A 21887-nucleotide genomic window follows, 5' to 3' on the forward strand; every position below is an offset into this window, starting at 1 on the left:
AACTTTTGTGAAAGGGCTTGTCAAACATATGGCAGTTTGATACTTCCCTGTCTCACCAAGAAACGCACGTTAAAGTGCGCTTTTTCGGATATAGGGCGTATAGCTCAGCGGGAGAGCACTTCGTTGACATCGAAGGGGTCACTGGTTCAATCCCAGTTACGCCCACCATGAAAACCTCAAGGGAAACCTTGGGGTTTTGTGCTTTCAAGGACTAACCATTCCTATTTAAAAAACAAGGTTATTGCAGAGAAGATAAGAATAATAGACAGGCCCTGCCTGTATTTGTCGCTTTCAATTCCATGGATAAGTTTCTTGCCGATTAAGGCCGAAGCTATTGAGATAACTATTAAGGCTACGCCAATTGGATAATGCTCAGGCCGAAGTATGTTATTACCTGAGTAGCTGATTAATTTGGTAATGTTAACGCCTAGTGCAGTTGCTGCCATCACACCGATAAAAGATTGCTTTTCAAACCCCATACGATCCAGCGCTAGTGCCTTGATGGGATTTCCGCTACTGAGGAGACCGGATACATATCCGTATAAAGCGGCAGTGCCGAGAGCGATAGAAGTTCTTTTTGGCAGGGATAGCTTTATTCCAAGGCTGTTAATGATAACACTGAGGATAATAAATCCTGCTAATAGGGGGCGAAGTGGTTCCGGATCTATTGAGGCTAGTGTCTCAGCACCTAACTAGGAAAAAGGGATACTTCCCAAGGCGATGATGGCTGAAAGTCGCCAGTTTATATACTGATGATATAGAATCGTTTTCGTGAAAGTTGATGCCATAAACAGGATCGTTGTCAGTGCGATACAATCTTTTATGGGAATAAAAAGCGACCCAAGAGAAAGAACAATAAATCCGCTACCAAGACCAAAGATGGCAGATATCAGGGAGCCTACAAAGGCGATGGTGATAAAAATGTAGGGCTCCATTTTGCACCTTGAGCGTTTTTTATGCACCTAATTGAGGAGGAAGAACGATCGAATTGGGTTTGCTCATTTTGAAACGAAAATATCTTGGGCTCAAGTTTATTCTTTTGAGGGAGGGAATTCTGTGAGGTATCGGGTTGTTATTGTTAGGTTTATTTTCGTTTGAAAATAAATCTCAAATTTTACCTAAATTATCGTTTTGTTTTAATAGGTTAGCGTTAATCTTTTTTTAATTGCTCGCTTGGTAAAAGTGCATGGTGAGCTAGTTATGTATGTGTGAATCAAGCCACAGCATCAAACGTGATGCATTGAATAGCGATTGGTGCTCAAATTAGTAGGGCGAGCTAGTGATAAAACCTTTTTCAGTGATAGCAACAAGATTTGTTGATCTTAAGACCTGCATCGATCAGGCGGTGCGGTCGTTTTGCGCTTGTGATAGAGGGTCCATTTTTATCAATTTTGGCATGGTTGTTATTCCTCTTATTGGCATGGTTGGTTTGGGTGTTGATATTGGTCGAGGATACGTTGTTAAGGCAAGATTGAGTCAAGCCTTGGACGCTTCAGCTTTGGCTGCTGCACCTTATGCGGATGATGTGGTTAAATTACAGGCTGAATTTACCAAATATTTTGATGCTAATTTCCCAAGTGACTTTATGGGTGTTGATATCAGTCTGGAGACGCCTGTTGTTGGTAATAATGGAACTACGGTTACTGTTTCAGCATCGGCAATTCTTGATACTACATTGATGAGTGTTCTTGGGCGAGAGACTATGTCTGTTGCTGCTAGTGCTGAAGTTACGAGACTTATTACACCCCTTGATGTGGTTGTTTCAATTGATACAACAGGCTCTATGGGGGCATCGGACGGGACAGGAACTCGTCTTAGCTCTGCCAAAGAGGCATCTACAATCCTAGTTAATAAGTTATTTGGGAATGAAACTGAGAGTGAAAATTTACAGGTAGGATTAGTGCCTTGGTCTGCGGCTGTGAACGTCGCTGAGCGTGGAGTGGTTTATGATTCTGATTTAAACTCTTTTGTTGATGGTTATTGGTATACGAATAATTCGCCAGTACCTTTTACGACTGAGCCTGACAGTGATTGGGTTGGCTGCGCTTATGCGCGTTATACTGATAATAGTACTGATGATGACGCAGATCATCTTTTGTATGATGCTGATGTGGGAGGTACTGTCTGGGAATCTTGGGAGCCAATGCCTCGCAGGGTTGTTAACCCAAGTAATGGATCTCTTTATACCGTACGGTGCCCTGAATGGGGAATTACAAAACTTTCTGGCACAAAAAACCATGCAACTGATGCAATTAACGAGCTTTCGAATCCTACAGGTACAACTACAATTGCCCAAGGGTTAGTTTGGGCTTGGCGCGCCTTAATGCCAGGGGAGCCTTACAATCAAGCTAGTGATAAAAGTAATCTCCGTCGAGCGATTGTTATTATGACAGACGGTTTGAATACGAGTTCCTATCGTGATGCATATAAAGGAGATTTGAATGTTTCTGAAATGAATGCTCGTTTATCGGCGGTTGCGACGCAAATCAAGGCAACAGGAGTTGATATCTATGTGGTTGAGTATCATGTCGAGACTGATTTGATGAAGAGTGTCGCGAGTGCTACAACTGCGCCGTTCTATTTCAAAGCTAGCAGCGCAGAAGAGTTGGAAAAAGCATTCGAAAAAATTGGCACTGAACTGTCTGAGTTGAGGGTTTCTAAGTAATGTTTTTGTCTGCCTTAATCAAGAAAATCAGAAATCGAAAGCTTGCTAAATGTGAGCGTGGTGTGGTGGCCTTGGAATATGCTATGGGATTGCCGATTTTTTTGACGATGGTTTTGGGGATTTTTGATTTAGGTGGTGTGTATTTTGCGTCGATTTTATTAGAAGGCGGCTTACGAGAAGCCGCGCGCTATGGTGTTACTGGGGATTTAGAGCCAGGTGTGACCAAAGAAGAAAAAATATTAGAAACCATCAACACTCATGGGGCTGGTTTTGTACAGGTGAAAGCGAGTGAATTATCAACACTTGTATATAAAGATTTTGACTCGATTGGTGACCCGGAACCTTATGTCGATGCGGACGGAAATAATTCTTACGATGCGGGTGAAGCCTTCACTGACTTGAATTGTAATGGTGCTTGGGATTCAGACTCTGGTTTTAACGGTGCCGGCAATGGGTCAGAAGTTGTCCTTTATACGGTTGAGCATGATACTCAATTGATTACAGGGTATATTGCCCATTTAGTGGGAAGTGACGGCAAGGTGAAATTACGCGCAAGTGTTGCTGTTAGGAATGAGCCGTATGGTGGCGGGGCTTCATGTTAATGGCGTTCTTTTTTGTGAAAATGTGTCATGCTTCAAAGCGTTTTATAAGAAAATTTTCCTCATGTGATCAAGGCGTTGCCCTAGTTGAACTCGCTTTGATAATGCCAATTCTTCTCATTATACTTGCGGGTGCCATTGAGATGAGTAGGTATATCTGGATACATCATAAAATACTTCGTTTAACAGCAGAAATTAGTGATCTCGTAACTCAGTCCAGAAGTATGTCTGCAACTGAGATGGATGTCCTTTTTAATGCTGCAGATTATATAATTCATCCTTTTGATATGGATGCGAATGGAATTATTATTGTTTCTTCTGTTAGTGGTACAGGCGAAGACCCTCCCGTTGTTAATTGGAAACAATGCGGAGCTGGAAATCTAGCTGTCACTGGAACAGTCGGTTTAACGGGTGCAGTTGCGACTGTTCCGAATGGGTTGGACGTGGACCCATTGGATAATATTATTATCGCAGAAGTGTACTATGATTATAAGCCTTTGCTATTTGACAGTATTGTCGATAGTGGGCAGATTTCGCGCGCGGCGATCCACAGTCCGCGGATATCAGCCTTGATATCAATTCAACGTGATCCGGGACAAACGGATGGTTGCCCCTGATAGCGAAATGTTGTTATTAATATTTCTATAAATATTCGATGTAATAATGTTATTATAACAAAAGTTATTATATTTTAAGTGAATGAAGCTATAAATGCCTGGGGGGGCACCACTATATCAGTGGTTAGTGTAGGAGATGAGTTTGTTCGCGTTTGTGGTTTGCATATCGGTACGGTAGCCTTCTGGGCATGAGGAGCACTGCTTAGATGGCCAAATCAGCCAATACACAAGTACTAAAGGGCCAGATATCGATATTGGATCGGTTGAAGGCTTGGTGGTTCGGCTATGAATTACGCATAGTACCAAAAGCCCCACCCATGCCTGCCGTGAAAGAGCATGACGTTCGGGCCGATAGTCATGAGTGGGAAAATCTTCGAATACAACTTATTCAGGATGTTTGGGGGGAAGGAAACGCCAGTCCTGGTGATGAAGAATATATTGAAGAGTTGATTAAGCCTTTTGGCTTGGACCCTTCGAAAAATGTATTGGATATCGGTGCTGGCCTTGGGGGCGTGGGCCGGACGATGTCAGATAAGTTTGGTGTTTGGGTGACCTGTATGGAACGCGAGCACGAAATGGTTGAGGCCGGGATGGAAATCTCGACCATGGCAGGGATGGCCAAAAAAGCACCTGTTCTGGCTTTTGATCCAGAAAAATTTGAATTCAAGCCAAAATCATTTGATTGTATCTTCTCGAAAGAATCTCTCTACACAATTCAGAACAAGGAGCAGTTTTTCAAAGATACCTGCCGTGCTTTGAAAGATGGTGGGCAATTTCTTTTTACTGATTTCATTGTCGATGATGAACCTGATGAAGAAATTTTGAAATCCTGGAAAGAAAGTGAAGGCGGCGATCTTCAAATCTGGACAAAGCTTCAATATGAAAAAGGTTTCACAGCCGGCAATGTTCAAAGTCGAATTTTTGAAGATATGACTGATCGTTATCTCGAGATGGTCAAAAGAGGCTGGGCCGATTATCTGAGCCAAATGAAAGAAAATGGTGCTGACAGGAAGATGGAAGAGGTTCTCGTCAGTGAGATGGAATTATGGGCGCGTCGCACGCATGCCCTTGAATCCGGCACGATCAGGCTCTATCGATTCCTTGCTATCAGACAATCTCAGACCCAAATGCTGTCTGATTGGTAAAGAATCCGAAAAAAGAGTCTCTTTTCTCTTTTGTTTATCTGAAAAGTTGCGTATAGAAGCGCTCAGTTTTCACACTGCTTGATCAGGCGGTTGACATCTAAGAGGTCCTTACATATTGTCCGGGCTTCTCGACAGCCCGATCAGCGGGCACATTTTTTGCCAAAGGTAGGACCATGAAAGTTGTAAACTCTCTGAAGACTGCCAAGCTGCGCGATAAGAACTGCCGTGTTGTTCGTCGTCGCGGCCGGGTTTATGTCATCAACAAGAAGAACCCTCGCTTTAAAGCGCGTCAGGGCTAATCTTGTTCAGTCTGGCCGCTTGTGGTCAGAATGAAGTTTAGAAAAAAACCGCCTCTCGTTAGAGAGAGCGGTTTTTTCTTTTTTTGGTCGATAAATCTTAAATATGCCTATCTGTCTCAAATACTATGACAGAAACTCTTTATCTCCAGACTTGTTCTTCTCGCGAAGTTAGGCGAGGCTATGGGCAGAATAAGAAATCTGGGAGAAACCTGATGAAGATGCCTGATCCTGATCAGTCGATTATGGCTAGAAGAGATGAGATTGCGGAAGCCTTAAGGAGTATTGTTCCTGGCGAAGGCGTGATTTTAAGCGATCGGGAATTGCAGGTATACGAATCAGATGGCCTTACGGCGTATCGACAACCTCCGCTCATGGCTATTTTACCACAGACCGTAGAACAGGTGAGCCAAGTTTTAACTTACTGCCATGCCGAAGGAATTAAAGTTGTACCGCGGGGATCGGGAACATCTTTATCTGGTGGGGCTTTACCCTTGGCGGATGCGATCTTGTTGTGCATGGGCAAGTTTAATCAGATTGTCGATGTGGATTATGATAACCGTTGTGCTGTTGTTCAGCCCGGCGTCACAAACCTCGGTATTACAAAAGCCGTAGAGGGAAGAGGGTTTTATTATGCCCCGGACCCTTCCAGCCAGATTGCCTGTTCTATCGGGGGCAATGTCGCTGAAAATGCAGGTGGCGTTCATTGCCTCAAATACGGCCTGACCACCAACAATCTTCTGGGGATTGAAATGGTTCTGATTGACGGGACTGTTTTAAGGTTTGGTGGTAAGCACCTTGATAGTCCCGGTTATGATTTGTTGGGGCTAATGACCGGCTCGGAAGGGCTTCTCGGGGTTGTAACAGAAGTAACAGTTCGTATTTTGCCGCAGCCAGAAACAGCAAGAGCACTCTTGCTGGGGTTCTCAAGTTCTGAGAGTGCGGGTGACTGTGTTGCTGCTATCATATCCGATGGTATTATTCCCGGCGGTATGGAGATGATGGATAAGCCTGCTATTGAAGCTGCGGAAGCTTTTGTGAAAGCAGGTTACCCCTTGGATGTAGAGGCGCTTCTGATTGTTGAATTGGACGGTCCCCAAGCCGAAGTAGATTATCTTATTGATCAGGTGTCAGAGATTTCCAAGAAATGCGGAGCTATTACCAGTCGTATTAGTCAGGATGAAGAAGAGCGACAGCTTTTTTGGGCGGGTCGTAAAGCTGCTTTTCCGGCAGTCGGTCGTCTGACACCGGATTATTACTGTATGGATGGCACAATCCCGCGTAACAAACTTCCCCTCGTTCTCAAACGCATGCGAGAGATGAGCGAGCATTATGATCTGAGAGTGGCCAATGTCTTCCATGCAGGGGATGGTAATCTACATCCCTTGATCATGTACGACGCTAATAATCCGGGAGAGTTGGAAAAGGCTGAGGATTTTGGGTCTGATATCTTGAAGCTCTGTGTTGAGGTCGGGGGTGTTCTGACCGGGGAGCACGGCGTAGGTGTTGAAAAGCGTGATCTTATGCCTGAAATGTTTAATGAGATCGATTTGAACCAGCAGCTTCGGGTAAAGTGTGCTTTTGATAGTAAGGCGCTTTTAAATCCGGGGAAGGTTTTTCCAGAGCTGCATCGATGTGCCGAGTTGGGGCGCATGCATATCCATAAAGGGAAGTTACCTTTTCCTGATATCCCCCGCTTCTAGAGTAGTTTTGGAACTATCTGCTCAAAAGTAAAAATTAAGAAGATTAAAAAAGAATAATAAAAAATGTCACGAGAATTTTTTATGAGTCATATCAAACCCGAGAACGCAGGTCAGTTGGAAGAAGCGATTAAGTGGGCTTTATCCGAAGAAGAGAGCATGGAAATAATTGGCTCTGGGAGTAAGCAGAGGCTTGGACGTCCAGTGAAGGCCAGTCATAAACTAGATCTGTCCGCTTTGACCGGTATCACATTATATGAACCTGAAGAGCTTGTGTTGTCGGCGCGGGCAGGGACATCACTCAATGAGATTCAGGATGAGCTTGCCAAACACAACCAGTATATGGCTTTTGAGCCTATGGACTATGGTGCTCTTTTCAAGGGAGAAGCAGATGCAGGAACCCTTGGTGGGATGATTGCGTGTAATCTATCGGGGCCGCGTCGGTTAAAGGCTGGTGCTGCCAGAGATCATTTTCTTGGTTTTTCTGGAGTTTCTGGTCGGGGGGAAACATTCAAGTCTGGCGGGCGAGTGGTCAAAAATGTGACGGGCTATGATCTTATGAAGCTCATGGCGGGATCTTATGGGACCCTTGCTGTGATGAGTGATATTACCATCAAGGTATTGCCTGCCCCGCCGGAAGAAAAAAGTTATATCCTCTATGGGCTTTCAGATGGAGAGGCAAACAGGGCAATGTCAGTTGCCTTGAATTCTTCATGTGAAGTTTCTTCGGCGGCACATATACCGCAAATAGTTTCCGATAAGCTTACTCAGGAAGCTGAAGAGAGAGCCATGACCGTGTTAAGACTAGAAGGTCATGGTCCGTCAATCGCTTATAGAGCAGACAAGCTGGCATCGCTTTTGGCAGATTTTGGCACGGGAAGTTTGATTGCGGGTCAGCAAAGCCGTTCTTTGTGGCAAAAAGTTTGTGATGCAGAAATTTTGTCAGTATCTGGGGAAAGATCTATTTGGCGGGTCTCGCTACCGCCTGCGCAAGGAAGTACTTTTGTTGATAGTCTGAAGTTAGAGGGGCAGGCTCAGCATTACTATGACTGGGCAGGAGGACTTCTCTGGTTGTCTCTGATCGGAGATCATAATGCTTCTGTGCTTAGGGATAAACTAAAGAGTATAGGCGGTCATGCGACTTTAGTGAGATCGGCTAAAGATGTTGAAGACGCTAAAAGCCCACAACATCCTCTTGAGTCAGGAGAACACGCCCTGATGAAGCGCATAAAGGATAACTTTGACCCCAAAGCTATTCTGAACCCCGGCCGCTTATACGCAGATCTGTAGGAGAGACAAATGCAAACCAACTTTTCTCTCGCACAGTTGGCGGACCCTAATATCGAAGAAGCAGAGAGCATATTGCGCAAATGTGTGCACTGCGGGTTTTGCACGGCAACCTGCCCCACTTATGTCTTGTTGGGCGATGAGTTGGATAGTCCGCGCGGGCGGATTTATTTGATCAAAGGTATGCTGGAAGACGGGGTAGCGGCAACAGCAGAGGTAACAAAACATCTGGACCGCTGTTTATCCTGCCTATCCTGTATGACGACCTGTCCGTCAGGGGTGAATTATATGCATCTGGTGGATCATGCCCGAAATCATGTTGAACACACCTATAAGCGCCCTTTGTTTGAAAGATTACTCCGTAACCTTCTGACTTATCTTATTCCTCGGCCCTTCTGGTTTCGGGGCGCACTGAACATTGCCTCTTTGACAAAGCCGCTTGTGAAGAATTTTGTCTCGGGGCGCATAAAGGCACTGATTAACCTCGCCCCCAAAGACTTACCTGCGGCAAGTGTTGTCGATCAGCCTCAGACATTCAAAGCTGTTGGGGAGAGAAAAGGGCGTGTGGCGTTGCTATCCGGTTGTGCACAGACTGTTCTTGCCCCTTCGATAAACGAAGCAACGGTCAGACTTTTAACTCGACATGGTATCGAAGTTGTTGTTGCCAAGGGCGTGGGTTGTTGCGGGTCTCTTGTTCACCATATGGGCAAAGAGACAATGGCGGAGCAGCAGATGAAAGCTGCTATTCGAGGCTGGGTGACTGAAATCGAAGGTGAAGGACTGGATGCCATTATTACTAACGCGTCCGGGTGCGGGACGACTATCAAAGACTATGGCTTTATGCTCCGAAATGATTCTGATTGGGCGGAACGTGCGGCAAAGATCTCTGAGCTTGCAAAAGATATCACAGAATACCTTGCAGAACTTGAACCTTTGGCGCTGGTAGAGGAAGAGGACGATCAACCGGCAAAGATAGTTGCCTACCACGCCCCCTGTTCTATCCAGCATGGTCAGAAAATTACCAAGCAACCAAAAGAGCTCTTAACCGGCGCGGGTTTTGTCGTGCGCGATGTACCCGAAGGACACCTGTGCTGCGGTTCAGCCGGAACCTATAACATTATGCAGCCGGAACTGGCCGAGAAACTCCGGGATCGCAAGGTTAAAAACATTGAAACACTCACACCGGATATCATTGCGACAGGAAACATCGGGTGCCAGTGCCAGATATCTTCAGGAACAGATATTCCCGTTGTTCATAACGTTGAACTTCTCGATTGGGCCACAGGCGGCCCCAAGCCGGAGGTTTTATTGGTTAAGGGTTTCTAGATGGTTACAGGCTTTTGTATCCCCACCTTTACATGCTTGTTTGAAGAGTATTGCTGCTTTTTTGTAATTTTTCTCAACACCAGTACCTTTATGATACATGAGACCTAAATTGGTACAACCTAGAGCAAGGCCCTTCTCGCATGATGTTTTGAATAATGTAGATGCTTTTTGATGATCTTTTTTCATACCTATGCCCTTTAGATACAAAACCCCTAGGCTTGAGCAGCCGTCAATCACTCCTGCTTTACAAGCTTGTTTATATAGCTTTATTGCTTTTGCTGTATCTTTCTTTACTCCCTCACTATTAAGATACATAGGAGCAAGGTTGTAACAGCTTTGAGCAAAGCCGTTTCGACAAGAATGATCGTATAAAACAGCAGCTTTTATTAGGCTTTGTGGTAAACTTGTACCTTCGTGATAAATAGTAGCTATGTTAAAGCAGCTCAACATTATTCCTTTGTCACATGCCTTAGCATAATACGTAAGTGCTTTTTTTATATCATGATTGAGGGTATTAGTTGCTTCATAGATGGTGCCAAGATTATTACACGCTTTGAGAAGATTCCCTTCACAAGCCTGTGTGTAAAACTTGATAGCTTTTGTGAAGTCTTGTTCTGTTCCTATGCCTTTCTCATACATATATCCAAGGGTACCACAGCCCTCAATATACCCATCGGCACACCCTTGTTTGTGACGTAAAAAAGTTTCTTCATCTTTTTTCTTTGTAGCTTGGGCTACTCCTGTAAAGCTTAGAACAACAAACAAAGCTAAAAAGACACTTTTTAATGAAATTTTCTCCATGACAACTCCTGTTTATCTATGCATTGTCAGTCATATCGATGATTTATAATGCATCAAACAATGAACACAACTAAAACGATATCACTTCCACAATTTTGTTTCTCTGTAGTGTAGTGAAAATCACCGAGATAAATCGCGAACTGGGGAGACGTGATCTTCGAAGGGGACATGCCGCCGTCGAAAGCTTGTATCTTGCAGGTATTTCGGCTTGCTGATGCGGTCCATTCTAAAATGACGAAAAGCGTCGCGCTCGGGATCCCAGGCCACCAAATACCATAGTGGTGGTAATATCAACATAGCTTGTGGCTCAACAATTCGGGTTGTTCCGACCCCTTTAGCGTCGTGGTATCGGAAACTCAGATGCCTCTGTTGAAGAAAGGCCGTTTCGAATGCTGGCAACAGCGTAGGCTCGATAGCTTTCATATCTGAGATATCGACCTGCGGTGACAGCTTTCCGACGTACAGACAATCCAAAAATCGGCGCAAGTCACGTACTTTGTCTGATGGCAGGGCCTTTTCTATTTTAGCAAGCCCGGCATTAGCCAGAGCGGAGAAGGGTAAGTTTCCGGCGGCACGCATTGAGGCAACGCTGATAAGAAGTGCAAAGATCTCGGCAACTGAGAGCCTCGTTGTGGTTTGAACCGATTGTGGGTCAAGTTGCAAGCCACCCCCGCGACCAGGTTCGGAATGAATGACAAATCCTTCGTCGCGCAGTGCGTTAATGTCACGCAAGATCGTACGTCTTGAGGCACCAACTTCTTCTGCTAACTCGGCGATTGTTGATGTGCCATTGCGGCGAAGACTTCGGACGATGGTGTCATGTCGAAGGCGTATATTCATTTCGTGAAGTTACCAATAAATAGTGCCAGTATTTGTCACCATTTTCTTTTAGTCAATGGCAGTACATGTCAACAAAGGGATTTTGAGAGTGCAATTCATCTCCCTAAGTCTCTGAGGTAAAAGCTAAAAGGAAATACTATGTCTATCCCTACCGATTTTCCAAAGCCCACCTTTGTTACCGTTAATGGTGTGGAGTTGGAAGTTTTTGAAGCTGGTCAAGAGAATGCCGGAAACCCAATTGTCTTTTGTCATGGTTGGCCAGAACACGCCTTTTCCTGGCGTTATCAGATGCCCGCGCTTGCCGCAGCTGGTTACCATGTCATCGTCCCAAACCAGCGTGGTTATGGCAATTCATCCTGCCCAAGCGAAGTAACAGACTATGACATTGAACATCTGTCCGGTGACCTCGTTGCACTCCTTGATCATTATGGGTATGAAGACGCCACCTTTGTCGGTCATGACTGGGGTGCCATGGTCGTTTGGGGACTGACTTTGTTGTATCCAGACCGGGTGAAAAAAATCATAAACCTGTCTTTGCCTTATCAGGAGCGTGGAGAGAAACCCTGGATCGAATTCATGGAAGAGATCTTTGGCGATGATTTCTATTTTGTTCACTTTAACCGACAGCCGGGCGTTGCGGACACCGAGTTGGATAAAAACACATTCCAGTTTCTTCGTAATATATTTCGCAAAAATGTACCTCCAGCCCCACCTCAACCGGGTATGATGATGATCAACTTGGCTAAAGCTAAAGCGCCCCTTGGTGAGCCAGTTATGAGTGACAGCGATCTTGCTGTTTTTGTCTCTGCCTTTGAGACATCAGGGTTTACGGGGAGTCTCAACTGGTACAGGAACCTGGACCGCAACTGGCACTTATTGGCGAAGGCGAACCCTGTCATTCAGCAACCTGCACTCATGATATATGGTGATCGGGATATGATCGCGAAGTCTGAAAAGCTATCAGATTTCGTGCCAAATGTTGACGTGATCAATCTGGATTGCGGACATTGGATCCAGCAGGAAAAGCCGGAAGAAACCAATCGGGCAATTCTAAAATGGTTGAAACAGCAGGAGGCCAGCTAGCACCGTATGGCATAGCTCACCTTCTGCAAAAGGACTCACGAAGTTCAAAGTGCCTGCTTAAGTTCTGATCTCGCTTTAGCTTTGAAAAGTGAGTGAATGAAGCCAAGGGCTAGGCCAAAAAAGATGAACTGGATGGCACTAACAGACAGCTCGACGGCGACCCATTCCCAGATTGAGGGGACGTCATATTTTGCGGGCGAAGCAAAGCTTATATAGGACGAGAGGAATAGGCCAAAACCGAGGGAAACAATCAGTCCCAATCTGATCGTTGCACCCTCGGGGGCCAAAAGGTGGAGACACCCGGTCATGATCGTCCCTTGGATAAGCATGGCAATAAAACCCAGCAGAAAAATAGGTTCAGGCCGCAGGAAACCCAAAGCTTCATAGTGATCGATGTTGATCAGCATATGTGATGTGCCTTGAGTTGCGAAGGTGATGATCACAAAGGCAAGCAGGGATAGAAAGTGTTTCATCTTAAAATCCTTAGAGACAGTATGAGAGTGAAAGCTGCCAACACTTGTGTTCGCAGCTTTGTTAATGAGGTGATGTAATGCGGCCTATTTCTGCATGCTTTCGTAAGTGATCATAGCAATACGGGCACCATGGGGATCATTGATTATCGCAATACGACCAACGCCGGGCACATCAGTTGGTTCACTGAGGATTTTTGCCCCGGCAGCGCGAGCTTTATTCGTGGCACCATCAACGTCTTTTACAGTGATGTAAATTGTCCATACTCCTTCATCGGCAGGTTCTGGTGAAAAGCCGCCAATCAGTTCATCTTCTACAAGAATACCGGGAACACTTGATCCGTCTTTCATGGGCAGATCAGTTAAGGTCCATTCCATAACATCGCGGTAAAACTTTACAGCTTCATCTTTGTTGGGGCCTGAATAGCCAATCCATCCGGCTGCACCGGGTGTTGTCATTGTTGTTTGTGACATAGTTTCATCCTTTGATTTATGCTTTCTGCCTGATGCAGATAAATCAAGGACGAGTGACAGAGGTGAATACCGACAAAGCGAGTAATTATTTTTCACATTCGAGAATTTTTTCCCGAAGAATTGCCTGTTCCGGTTCTGTTGGTGTTAATGTCAAAGCCCTTTGATAAGCTGTTTTAGCCTTGTCCCTTTGTCCGGTTTCGAACAGAAAAGCAGCACGAGTTGAATGAAACCAGCGATAACTTTGCAGTTCTCCCTCTATACCGTCGAGTATTTTGAGCGCTTCTATTGAGCCTTTGGTTTTGGCAATGGCGACAGCATGATTTAGCTTAACGATTGGAGTGGGCTCAAACTGATAGAGTAGGGCATAAAGACGTTCGATTTCTTCCCAGTCTGTCGCCTCATAGGCTTTTGCGGTTGAATGGACACCTGCGATTGCCGCTTGAATTTGGAATGGACCTGGAGTGCCGTGCCTCAGTGCTTTTTCTAACAGGACGTGGGCTTCAGAAATCGTGGACCTGTTCCAAAGGTCCCTGTTCTGGTGCTCAAGAAGGATTAGTTTGTTGCTATCGGTGCGAGCGGGGTATCGGGCGTGTTGAAACAACATCAAAGCCAGCAAGCCCATTGTCTCGGTTTGAGAGGGGAAGAGGCTCAAAAGGAGTCTGGTGAGGTAAATTGCTTCTTCACACAGAAGAACCTTTATTTGTACTTCGCCAGAGCTTGCGGACCAACCTTCGTTAAAAAGCAGGTAAAGCATCAGGGATACAGTTTTAAGGCGTTCTGCACGTTCGATCAAATCCGGACTTTGAAAAGGAATGTTATCGTTTGCGATTGTTTTTTTTGCCCGGGTAATCCGTTGTTCCATCGTTTTGGGTTTTACAAGAAATGCACAGGCAATTTCTTCGACGGATAAGCCGATGACAATTTTCAAGGCGAGTGCTGATTGATCTTGAATAGACAGCTTTGGGTGGCAACAAATAAAAAGCAGGCGTAGGACATCGTCGCGGAATTCATTTTCTTGGGGAGCATCGTGGAAGGCATTGTGGCTTGTGTTTTCTTGAGCTTGGAGCGCTTTGTGATTGTCACGGGTATTATTCTTGCGAATGATATCCCGCCCGGCATTGCGACCTACGGTTAAAATCCAGGCAAAGGGATCATCGGGTAACCCTTGCTTTTGCCATACATCCAGCGCTTTAACACAGGCGAGAGAAAAACTTTCTTCGGCAAGATCAATATCCCGAAAATAACTGACCAGTGCAGCGATGGCCTTGGGGCGGATATCTGCAAATCTGGCCTGAAGCCAGGGATGTTGAGGCATGTTAGATTATTCCGTCGGATCGATCACGTGACTAGTCATCTTTCAGGTTGGATAGCATTCCGCCCGACCATGAAACCGGCCTGACTTCTATGCTGTGATAGGGGGTAGAGATCATATCCGCCATATTGATGGCTTCATCGAGATTTGAAAACTCTGCGACGTAGAAACCAACGAATTGCTCTTTGGTATCTGCAAAGGGGCCATCTGTTACCAGCGTTTTTTGGTCCTGATCTACTTTGGATTTCAGGGTGACTGCATTGCTGACGGGCATAAGTCTCGCTGATGCAAAATTTCCTCTTTTATCTAGTTCCTCTTGCAGTAGGCGATGCCGTTTGAAAGCGAGTTTTTGCTCTTCAGGGGACAGGCGGCCATGAATGCCTTCGGCAGAATAAATCAAAAAAGAATAGAGCATTATCTTTCCTCGTAATTGAATGTGATCAAGCAAAGGACGTTTGAGAAAGAGTAGAACCTACAAGATGTTATAAATAAGAGTAAAATAACCAGAGCCTGTGTCCAGTGCTATAAGTGTGGGTATGATCGATCAATAACGAAGCACTTGAGAATATTGGTGATTTTTTTATAGCATATTTTATAAAATAAATGACTTGGCGATATAATCTGTCTGGCAAAGTTAACTTACCCAGAGTAGTCTGAACGTCTCTGGTAAGGATTTCCAAAATGACACGTGACACTATTCAGGGCGTTTTTCTCGCCCTGACCGCATTTTTATGGTGGGGGCTGACGCCGCTTTATTTCAAGTTGGTCGAGGCGGCTGGGCCTATGGAAGTCTTGAGTCATCGTGTGATTTGGTCTTTGGTTCTTTTGACGATCCTGCTGTTAGCAAGAAAAAGATGGTCAGAGATTAAAGAGACTTTCAGTTCGCCCAAGATCTGGGGTTGGCTGCTAGTGAGTGCCCTACTTGTTGCGGTGAATTGGCTGGTATTCATCTGGTCGATTTCTAATGGACATTTGGTCGAGGCAAGCCTGGGTTACTATATCAATCCTTTGGTCAACGTGCTTCTTGGCGTTGTTATACTTGGGGAGCGTTTGAAGCTGCTACAGGGAATTGCGGTGGGCTTAGCCGCCGTAGCCGTGGGATATTTGACCTATATCGGGGGAGAATTCCCCTGGATTTCACTGGTTTTGGCAATGTCGTTCGGGTTTTACGGACTGATCCGAAAAAGACTGCCTGTGGGCGCGCAGGTTGGGCTTTTTGCGGAAACAGCAATGGTTACGCCCATCGCTCTAGGATATCTGATCTGGATTGGGGCTCAGAACGAGGTCGTTTATATTACTGGTGGTTTTGAGATCAGCCTGATGTTGATGTTGGCAGGTGTTGTTACAACTGTGCCGCTGGTTTGTTTTGCTGCGGCTGCCAGACGCTTGAACTATTCAACAATTGGCATGATTCAATACGTAGGGCCTACGGTTAATCTGTTGCTGGCAACGTTGCTTTTTGGAGAAGCCTTTACAGATGTGCATGCCATATCTTTTGGGTTGATCTGGTTCGCAGTCTTCTTGTTTAGTGCACAGTCGTTCGTTGATATGAAGCGCGCAAAAAAACAGGTTGCGCTTTAGGCAACCTGTTTCATGTAACAATAACGCTGCGAAGTAATGATTAGCCCTTTGGCATAACGACGATGGCCCGGAAATCGTTGACGTTTGTCCGTGTCGGTCCGGTAATGATGAGGTCGTCAAGAGCTTCAAAAAAGCTATAACCGTCATTATTGGCAAGATGTTCTTTGGCACTGATACCAAGTTTTTCTGCACGTTCAAGCGTGTCAGGGCTCAAGATCGCACCGGCATTGTCTTCACTGCCGTCGATGCCATCGGTATCACAGGCGAGAGCATAGATATCAGCGACACCATCCAATTCAACAGCAAGAGCGAGCAGGAACTCTGCATTTCTGCCACCACGGCCATTTCCTTTGACCGTCACGGTTGTCTCGCCACCGGATAATAGAACACAAGGCGCCTGTGCGGGTTGGTTGTGGTTGGTGACCTGTCTTGCAATGGCGGCCATAACCTTGGCGACTTCACGTGCTTCCCCTTCGATTGAATCACCGAGGACTACCGGCATAAAGCCATGCTTTTCAGCAACAAGCTTGGCCGCGTCAAGAGAATCCTGCGGGCGGGAAATCATGTGCATCGAACAGTTGGCAAAAACCGGATCGTTTGGTTTAGGTGTTTCGTTTGCTGCTTTTTCCAGATGGGTAGCGACTGAGGCTGACGGCGTGATATCGTACTTGGCCAGAATAGCACGGGTATCTGCAAAAGTGCTGGGGTCTGGAACAGTTGGGCCGGATGCGATGACATCGGGATCATCACCGGGCACGTCAGAAATCAAAAGACTGACCATCTGTGCGGGAGCCGCAGCGGCGGCAAGTTGTCCGCCTTTTATGGCTGACAAGTGTTTACGCACCGTGTTCATTTCGATGATGTTTGCACCAGATTTCAACAAAGCTTTGTTGATCGTCTGTTTGTCTTCAAGGGACAGGCCATCAGCAGGCAGAGCCAACAAAGATGAACCACCGCCGGAAATAAGGCAAAGAACAAGGTCATCAGTACTGAGGCCCTGAACCATTTCATAGATCCGCTTTGCGGCTTCACGCCCCGCGGCATCCGGTACGGGGTGTGCGGCTTCGACAACTTCGATGCGGGTACATTTTTCGCCCTGGGGCATATCATGGTCATAACGCGTGACGACAAGGCCTTCGATCGGACCTTCCCAATTTTCTTCGACAGCTTTGGCCATGGCAGCTGCGGCCTTTCCGGCACCAATTACCACGGTTCTTCCCTTGGGTGGGGTTGGCAAATAATCAGGAACAGCCAATCGGGGATCTGCGGCATCCAGACCAGCCTGGAAGAGATCACGTAGGAACTTTTGAGGGGATATCGCGTTCATCTACAGGGCCTTCGCTTATCAAGTGTCATAACCAGAGATGCCTTTATGGAAATGAACAGGGGCATTCGTCAAGAGAAGCCTTAGGAATAACTGTTATTCCTGCCTTTCTTTGACGTTGTGATGAAAAATCTGGTCGGTTTTTGTCTTTGATGGTAGATAGCTTGTCGGGCGTTACATGAAATGACTTTTAGTCGTCATGGCAAAAGCTCCTCTGGAAATCACACCAAGCCAATACAATATTGAGAGAGGCCCGAAGTCTTGCGCTCTAATGTAGTGGTCAATAAATACTGTGCAAAGTTAAAGCCCCGAGCTGAGGCCTCATGCTCAAGGCTGTGTTAAGGTAAAAGTAATAGGAAGATAATGGATATCCAAATTCTGGCTTCGGATGAACCAAGCCCGGTGAACGTCATTAATGAAGATGCTGACACCCCTTTTGTTTTTTTGTGCGATCACGCGACATCCTTTATTCCTAAATCCCGCAAAAACCTTGGCGTTGAAGATCACCATTTAACCCGGCACGTGGCCTATGACATTGGTATCAAAGGCGTGACCGAAGGTGTCGCCAATCATTTTAAATCTCGTGCAATCTTTAGCAATTTTTCGCGCCTACTGGTCGATCCGAACCGTAAGCTGGATAACGATGCCCTGATGCCTGTGGTGAGCGATGGATGCCATGTCCCTGCAAATAAGGATATGCCCGAAGCAGAACGAGAAGCCCGCCTTAACGCCTTTTATTGGCCTTATCACAATACGATTCAAGCGACACTGGATAGGATGATTGAACGGGGGCAGGTGCCGATTGTCGTTTCCATGCACAGTATGACCCATGAAATGGCTGGCGTTGAACGTCCATGGCCTGTTTGTGTACTATGGAATCAGGACCCTCGTATTCCGACGCCACTGATTGAAACTTTCACACGACAAGGTTTCAATTGTGGAGATAATGTCCCCTACACTGGGCGGGATGGTCATGGCTATACAATGGAAATGCATGCAGATCGACGGGGACTGCCGAATGTCTTAATCGAAATTCGTCAGGATTTAATTTCTGATCAGGCGGGAATCGATCAATGGATCACACATATGATCAATGCCTTTGAAGAGGTATTGCATTGCCCCTCGCTTAAAGAAATAAAATGCTACCTGTAAGAGCCAAGAAATAAACAAGATGGAAAAAAATTAAGCGCCTTAGTTATCAGTGTTTGACAAAGTACAGTTACGCCGCCCTGATCTCCTGAAGAAACGCATCAACTTCTTTAGTAAGATGCGAAGATTCTTCTGCAAGTACAGATGCTGAATCTCGAACGGTGTGCGAGGCTTGTCCTGTTTCAAGTGAAGCCTGCTTCACAGTAATCGTATTCTGCATGACGGCCTCTGTCCCCTGGGCAGCTTCTTTCACGTTTCTGGATATTTCGTTGGTGGCAGCCTCTTGTTCATTAGTTGCGGATGCGATTGACGTGACTACTGCTTCTATTTCACCAATCCCATTTGTCACCGTATTAATTGTTTCGACCGCTTCGTTTACTGAGGATTGAATATTATCAACTTGGGAAAGTATCTCTTCGGTTGCCGAGGCTGTTTGCGATGCTAAACCCTTCACCTCGTTGGCGACAACAGCAAAACCTTTTCCGGCTTCCCCGGCTCGGGCTGCTTCTATTGTTGCATTGAGTGCAAGAAGATTTGTCTGTTCGGCTATATCAGAAATAATGTTGACGATTCTATTCACTTTAATCGTCGCTGAATTAAGACTGTTCACTACCTCTGTACTGGTCTCTGCCTGATCGGAAACCTTATGGGACATTTCTACGGCATAAGTTGTTTGCCGTGTAATATCGGCTATAGATGCTAATAGCTGGTCGGTTGCAGTTGCTACCATTTGAACATTAGCCGATGTTTGTTGTGAGGCAGCGGAAGCCGAGGATGATTGGCGAGAAGCTTCTTCTGCTGTTGACATTAATTGTTCTGATGTTGAAAACAGACTCGTGGATGACGACGATACTGATGTCACAATGCCTTTCACGCGGCCTTCAAAATCGTTTGCAAGGTCTTTCATTACCTGCTTTTTTTGCAACTCAATATTTTTCTTCGTTTCTTCTTGTTTTTTGCGAAGTTTCTCCATTTCAATGGCATTGTTTTTAAACACAAGAACTGATTGAGCCATTTCACCAATCTCGTCTTTTTTGTCACTATAAGGGATTTTGTCAGACAAATTTCCGTCGGCGAGGGTTTTCATTCTGTGTGCCATTTTTTGCAAGGAAACAGACAAGCGCCGGGCATAAAAAACGCCAATGGCTGCTCCTATGCCGAGAACCATAAGTACGGTAATCAAAGCTGTCATCAACATGTTGTTTATCGGAATATAGGCTTCTGCAACATCGACCTCGCCGAGTATTGCCCATGTGGTTCCCATAAACTTTAACGGTGTATAGGCAGAGATTACTTCCACGCCCCTATAGTCAACAATTGTCTCTACACCGCTTTCACCTTTTAGGGCTTTGGTAACGTTATTTCCTGTTACTTTGGTTTTGAGAAGCGTTGATTCTTGGCTAAATCGTGAATCGCTGCGCATAAAAAAGTCTGGTCCAACAAGATAAGTTTCTCCGCTTTGGCCCATACCTGCAGAGATTTGCATCTGGTCGTTGATCTTACCGATTGGCATTTGAAATGCTAGCACACCTGTAAGCGTTCCGCTTTTATCCAATATGGGGGCTGATATAAAACTAGCCGCTGCTCCATTACTTGGTGCATAGGGCTTAAAATCATAGAAAGATTGAAAACCTGAACGAGGGTTTTTCTTTGCCGAAATAAATGCCCGACCCAGGTCTGTTTCTTTCCATGGCCCTGTTATAATGTTTGTTGCAAAGTCATTTTCTTTAAAAACAGAATAAATGAGATCACCTTCGGGAGAGAAAAGAAAAATATCGTAATAGCCCCTGGCCTTGAGGAAATTTTTGAAAACGGGGTGGTATTGTGCATGGGCATGGCTATAGCTAGACCCATCATTCGTAATGTCTAGTTTTTCTTTTTCCCCGGTAGGGAAGGGATTATCGAGAATATACAGCTTTTTCAGCTTTTGTTGTTGATTACCTTCTATGTCGTACCAGCCTTTATTAAAGGCATTGAGTGCTTCCAGAGTTGTTGGGTGGTCCACTTGAATTTGGATGTCCGATTGTATTGTCTCAAGATAAGTTTGTAGCGTTGTTTTGCGAGACTGGGTAAGGGCTGTGAGCTTTGCTTCAGCGGCTTCTTTCAAGCTGGATTGTGCTAGATTTGTAAGTATTAGACCAACCGTAATCGCGGCCATTACGACAAGGGTAACAATTACCAAGGGCAGTTTATAGGCGATTGGCGCATCGAAGACTCGCATAGGTTTTACCTAATCTATTTCATTCAGCTTGAATGCCTTTGTAATCAGGTTTAATTACAGAATAAGGTATAAATTTTGTTAGTTCTGTATCGGGGCTCGATTTGTAGATTAAGGTAACAGAATGAATATAGAACTGAGGGCAGTAATAGCATGAACGAACAAACCAAACTGGAACTGGAAGCCGCTGCGTTTAGACGTCTTGTTTCGCATTTGCAAGAGCGCACGGACGTTCAGAATATTGATATGATGAACCTTACCGGATTTTGCCGGAACTGTTTGTCTAAATGGTATTTGGCCGCCGCTGAAGAAAAAGGTGAAGTCATGGATTATGGTCAGGCGCGCGAGATTGTCTATGGTATGCCTTATGACGAGTGGAAAGCGAAGCACCAGCTGGAAGCAACGGCAGAACAAAAAGCGGCCTTTGAAGAAAGCAAACCCGCGCACGATTAGCCTGTCTGTCAATTAAGCCAGCGATTAAGCAGACTGTGGTAAGCGAGAGACATCTTGCTAAAAAAGTTTCGCTACCTAATGCAGGGCATTGCCAAAGCAGAAGCAGGGCGTTAATTTCCGCACAGACAATTTATGAGACAACTCATTACACGTGATTTTACAAAAGGGCCCCGGGCATGAGCGATTTCGAATCAGGCTACGAAGAAAATACTTCTGACGAAAGCCAGACAGATGATATGGCAACAGAAACAACTAGTTCCTCTAACGCAGCGCCCGTGCCAGGTGAAATCGCTGGCGTAACGGCGGACCGTCTCCGTGGTTTTATCGAGCGCGTTGAGCGCCTGGAAGAAGAGAAAAAAGGCATCGCCGACGACATCAAGGAAGTCTATGCCGAATCTAAAGCGCTTGGCTTCGATACCAAAATCATGCGCAAGATCGTCTCTCTCCGCAAATTGGAACAGCAAGAACGCATGGAGCAGGAAGAGCTTATTGACGTCTATAAGCATGCTCTTGGCATGGTGTAGTTCCTCAGCATATCCATGAAGAA

General features: G+C 45.6%; 21 protein-coding genes, 1 tRNA gene and 1 pseudogene. 14 read left to right on the forward strand and 9 right to left on the reverse strand.

All coding sequences use genetic code 11. From position 1 onward, the window contains the following. Positions 1 to 93 precede the first annotated feature (93 nt). Positions 94 to 168: transfer RNA gene (locus tag BKB51_RS11140), tRNA-Val, on the forward strand. 53 nt (positions 169 to 221) lie between these two features. On the opposite strand, the pseudogene BKB51_RS21100 reads toward BKB51_RS11140, so the two are convergent. Then, positions 222 to 935, reverse strand: a pseudogene (locus BKB51_RS21100) (sulfite exporter TauE/SafE family protein). Between the two features lie 344 nt (positions 936 to 1279). Between BKB51_RS21100 and BKB51_RS11155 the strand changes: the two are divergent. From BKB51_RS11155 to glcF, 8 genes are all read left to right on the forward strand, one after another. Continuing rightward, on the forward strand, positions 1280 to 2665 hold the full coding sequence (locus BKB51_RS11155; RefSeq protein WP_085901166.1) for a vWA domain-containing protein: 1386 nt from the start codon (positions 1280 to 1282) through the stop codon (positions 2663 to 2665). Further along, a complete protein-coding gene (locus tag BKB51_RS11160; protein ID WP_085901167.1) occupies positions 2665 to 3267 on the forward strand; it encodes a TadE/TadG family type IV pilus assembly protein in 603 nt (200 codons plus the stop codon). The genes BKB51_RS11155 and BKB51_RS11160 overlap by 1 nt, the downstream gene beginning before the upstream one ends. 20 nt (positions 3268 to 3287) lie before the next feature. Continuing rightward, entirely contained in the window at positions 3288 to 3881 is a 594-nt protein-coding gene (locus BKB51_RS11165; protein WP_276327921.1) for a TadE/TadG family type IV pilus assembly protein, read from the forward strand. A 206-nt stretch (positions 3882 to 4087) separates the two neighbouring features. Continuing rightward, positions 4088 to 5026, forward strand: a complete 939-nt coding sequence (locus BKB51_RS11170; RefSeq protein ID WP_085901169.1) for a class I SAM-dependent methyltransferase — start codon at positions 4088 to 4090, stop codon at positions 5024 to 5026. Between the two features lie 173 nt (positions 5027 to 5199). Next, positions 5200 to 5325, forward strand: a complete 126-nt coding sequence (gene ykgO / locus BKB51_RS11175) for a type B 50S ribosomal protein L36 (protein WP_046503444.1) — start codon at positions 5200 to 5202, stop codon at positions 5323 to 5325. Between the two features lie 212 nt (positions 5326 to 5537). Beyond that, positions 5538 to 7025, forward strand: coding sequence for an FAD-linked oxidase C-terminal domain-containing protein (locus BKB51_RS11180; RefSeq protein WP_085901170.1), 1488 nt, complete (start codon positions 5538 to 5540; stop codon positions 7023 to 7025). A gap of 81 nt (positions 7026 to 7106) precedes the next feature. Beyond that, positions 7107 to 8312 carry a glycolate oxidase subunit GlcE gene (glcE, locus tag BKB51_RS11185; RefSeq protein WP_085901481.1) on the forward strand — a complete coding sequence of 402 codons (1206 nt, stop codon included), beginning with the start codon at positions 7107 to 7109 and terminating at the stop codon, positions 8310 to 8312. A 9-nt stretch (positions 8313 to 8321) separates the two neighbouring features. Continuing rightward, positions 8322 to 9635 (forward strand): glycolate oxidase subunit GlcF, encoded by a 1314-nt coding sequence (gene glcF / locus BKB51_RS11190; protein ID WP_085901171.1) that lies wholly within the window; start codon positions 8322 to 8324, stop codon positions 9633 to 9635. On the opposite strand, the gene BKB51_RS11195 is transcribed toward glcF, so the two are convergent. Both BKB51_RS11195 and BKB51_RS11200 read right to left on the reverse strand, forming a co-directional pair. Next, positions 9615 to 10436, reverse strand: coding sequence for a tetratricopeptide repeat protein (locus BKB51_RS11195; RefSeq protein ID WP_085901172.1), 822 nt, complete (start codon positions 10434 to 10436; stop codon positions 9615 to 9617). The two genes, glcF and BKB51_RS11195, sit on opposite strands and share 21 nt — an antisense overlap. Positions 10437 to 10556: 120 nt before the next feature. Beyond that, positions 10557 to 11276, reverse strand: coding sequence for a helix-turn-helix transcriptional regulator (locus BKB51_RS11200; protein WP_085901173.1), 720 nt, complete (start codon positions 11274 to 11276; stop codon positions 10557 to 10559). 138 nt (positions 11277 to 11414) lie between these two features. On the opposite strand from BKB51_RS11200, the gene BKB51_RS11205 reads away from it, so the two are divergent. Then, the gene (locus tag BKB51_RS11205) at positions 11415 to 12359 is read left to right on the forward strand and encodes an alpha/beta fold hydrolase (RefSeq protein WP_085901174.1); all 945 of its coding nucleotides are present in this window, start codon (positions 11415 to 11417) and stop codon (positions 12357 to 12359) included. Positions 12360 to 12403: 44 nt separating this feature from the next. Here the strand turns inward: BKB51_RS11205 and BKB51_RS11210 are convergent, their stop codons facing one another. The 4 genes from BKB51_RS11210 to BKB51_RS11225 all read right to left on the reverse strand — a co-directional run bounded on the left by BKB51_RS11210 (position 12404) and on the right by BKB51_RS11225 (position 15030). Further along, positions 12404 to 12832, reverse strand: a complete 429-nt coding sequence (locus BKB51_RS11210; RefSeq protein ID WP_085901175.1) for a hypothetical protein — start codon at positions 12830 to 12832, stop codon at positions 12404 to 12406. 84 nt (positions 12833 to 12916) lie between these two features. Next, positions 12917 to 13303 carry a VOC family protein gene (locus BKB51_RS11215; protein ID WP_085901176.1) on the reverse strand — a complete coding sequence of 129 codons (387 nt, stop codon included), beginning with the start codon at positions 13301 to 13303 and terminating at the stop codon, positions 12917 to 12919. A gap of 85 nt (positions 13304 to 13388) precedes the next feature. Further along, complete coding sequence (locus BKB51_RS11220) at positions 13389 to 14618, reverse strand: RNA polymerase sigma factor (protein ID WP_085901177.1); 1230 nt, start codon at positions 14616 to 14618, stop codon at positions 13389 to 13391. Between the two features lie 31 nt (positions 14619 to 14649). Further along, on the reverse strand, positions 14650 to 15030 hold the full coding sequence (locus tag BKB51_RS11225; protein ID WP_085901178.1) for a YciI family protein: 381 nt from the start codon (positions 15028 to 15030) through the stop codon (positions 14650 to 14652). A gap of 266 nt (positions 15031 to 15296) precedes the next feature. Here BKB51_RS11225 and rarD point away from each other — a divergent pair, with 266 nt between their 5' ends. Continuing rightward, positions 15297 to 16196: an EamA family transporter RarD gene (rarD, locus tag BKB51_RS11230; RefSeq protein ID WP_085901179.1), complete on the forward strand. Its 900-nt coding sequence runs from the start codon at positions 15297 to 15299 to the stop codon at positions 16194 to 16196. A 40-nt stretch (positions 16197 to 16236) separates the two neighbouring features. Here rarD and BKB51_RS11235 read toward each other — a convergent pair whose 3' ends face one another. Beyond that, entirely contained in the window at positions 16237 to 17523 is a 1287-nt protein-coding gene (locus BKB51_RS11235) for a glycerate kinase type-2 family protein (protein ID WP_085901180.1), read from the reverse strand. 360 nt (positions 17524 to 17883) lie between these two features. Here BKB51_RS11235 and BKB51_RS11240 point away from each other — a divergent pair, with 360 nt between their 5' ends. Further along, entirely contained in the window at positions 17884 to 18672 is a 789-nt protein-coding gene (locus tag BKB51_RS11240) for an N-formylglutamate amidohydrolase (protein ID WP_085901181.1), read from the forward strand. A gap of 67 nt (positions 18673 to 18739) precedes the next feature. Here BKB51_RS11240 and BKB51_RS11245 read toward each other — a convergent pair whose 3' ends face one another. Beyond that, on the reverse strand, positions 18740 to 20890 hold the full coding sequence (locus tag BKB51_RS11245; RefSeq protein ID WP_085901182.1) for a methyl-accepting chemotaxis protein: 2151 nt from the start codon (positions 20888 to 20890) through the stop codon (positions 18740 to 18742). 150 nt (positions 20891 to 21040) lie between these two features. Here BKB51_RS11245 and BKB51_RS11250 point away from each other — a divergent pair, with 150 nt between their 5' ends. Together BKB51_RS11250 and BKB51_RS11255 are read left to right on the forward strand one after the other, a co-directional pair. Next, entirely contained in the window at positions 21041 to 21340 is a 300-nt protein-coding gene (locus BKB51_RS11250; protein ID WP_085901183.1) for a DUF1244 domain-containing protein, read from the forward strand. A 176-nt stretch (positions 21341 to 21516) separates the two neighbouring features. Continuing rightward, a complete protein-coding gene (locus BKB51_RS11255; protein WP_179187857.1) occupies positions 21517 to 21864 on the forward strand; it encodes a GapR family DNA-binding domain-containing protein in 348 nt (115 codons plus the stop codon). The last annotated feature ends 23 nt before the right edge of the window (positions 21865 to 21887 follow it).

This window comes from Kiloniella majae (assembly GCF_002118315.1).
GTDB lineage: Bacteria > Pseudomonadota > Alphaproteobacteria > Kiloniellales > Kiloniellaceae > Kiloniella > Kiloniella majae.

Excerpts from the sequence above, each read along its gene's own strand:
- BKB51_RS11160 (WP_085901167.1), top strand. The coding sequence starts at position 2,665 with ATGTTTTTGTCTGCCTTAATCAAGAAAATCAGAAATCGAAAGCTTGCT.
- BKB51_RS11165 (WP_276327921.1), top strand. The coding sequence starts at position 3,288 with ATGTGTCATGCTTCAAAGCGTTTTATAAGAAAATTTTCCTCATGTGAT.
- BKB51_RS11170 (WP_085901169.1), top strand. The coding sequence starts at position 4,088 with ATGGCCAAATCAGCCAATACACAAGTACTAAAGGGCCAGATATCGATA.
- ykgO (WP_046503444.1), top strand. The coding sequence starts at position 5,200 with ATGAAAGTTGTAAACTCTCTGAAGACTGCCAAGCTGCGCGATAAGAAC.
- BKB51_RS11180 (WP_085901170.1), top strand. The coding sequence starts at position 5,538 with ATGAAGATGCCTGATCCTGATCAGTCGATTATGGCTAGAAGAGATGAG.
- glcE (WP_085901481.1), top strand. The coding sequence starts at position 7,107 with ATGAGTCATATCAAACCCGAGAACGCAGGTCAGTTGGAAGAAGCGATT.
- glcF (WP_085901171.1), top strand. The coding sequence starts at position 8,322 with ATGCAAACCAACTTTTCTCTCGCACAGTTGGCGGACCCTAATATCGAA.
- BKB51_RS11195 (WP_085901172.1), bottom strand. The coding sequence starts at position 10,436 with ATGGAGAAAATTTCATTAAAAAGTGTCTTTTTAGCTTTGTTTGTTGTT.
- BKB51_RS11200 (WP_085901173.1), bottom strand. The coding sequence starts at position 11,276 with ATGAATATACGCCTTCGACATGACACCATCGTCCGAAGTCTTCGCCGC.
- BKB51_RS11205 (WP_085901174.1), top strand. The coding sequence starts at position 11,415 with ATGTCTATCCCTACCGATTTTCCAAAGCCCACCTTTGTTACCGTTAAT.
- BKB51_RS11210 (WP_085901175.1), bottom strand. The coding sequence starts at position 12,832 with ATGAAACACTTTCTATCCCTGCTTGCCTTTGTGATCATCACCTTCGCA.
- BKB51_RS11215 (WP_085901176.1), bottom strand. The coding sequence starts at position 13,303 with ATGTCACAAACAACAATGACAACACCCGGTGCAGCCGGATGGATTGGC.
- BKB51_RS11220 (WP_085901177.1), bottom strand. The coding sequence starts at position 14,618 with ATGCCTCAACATCCCTGGCTTCAGGCCAGATTTGCAGATATCCGCCCC.
- BKB51_RS11225 (WP_085901178.1), bottom strand. The coding sequence starts at position 15,030 with ATGCTCTATTCTTTTTTGATTTATTCTGCCGAAGGCATTCATGGCCGC.
- rarD (WP_085901179.1), top strand. The coding sequence starts at position 15,297 with ATGACACGTGACACTATTCAGGGCGTTTTTCTCGCCCTGACCGCATTT.
- BKB51_RS11235 (WP_085901180.1), bottom strand. The coding sequence starts at position 17,523 with ATGAACGCGATATCCCCTCAAAAGTTCCTACGTGATCTCTTCCAGGCT.
- BKB51_RS11240 (WP_085901181.1), top strand. The coding sequence starts at position 17,884 with ATGGATATCCAAATTCTGGCTTCGGATGAACCAAGCCCGGTGAACGTC.
- BKB51_RS11245 (WP_085901182.1), bottom strand. The coding sequence starts at position 20,890 with ATGCGAGTCTTCGATGCGCCAATCGCCTATAAACTGCCCTTGGTAATT.
- BKB51_RS11250 (WP_085901183.1), top strand. The coding sequence starts at position 21,041 with ATGAACGAACAAACCAAACTGGAACTGGAAGCCGCTGCGTTTAGACGT.
- BKB51_RS11255 (WP_179187857.1), top strand. The coding sequence starts at position 21,517 with ATGAGCGATTTCGAATCAGGCTACGAAGAAAATACTTCTGACGAAAGC.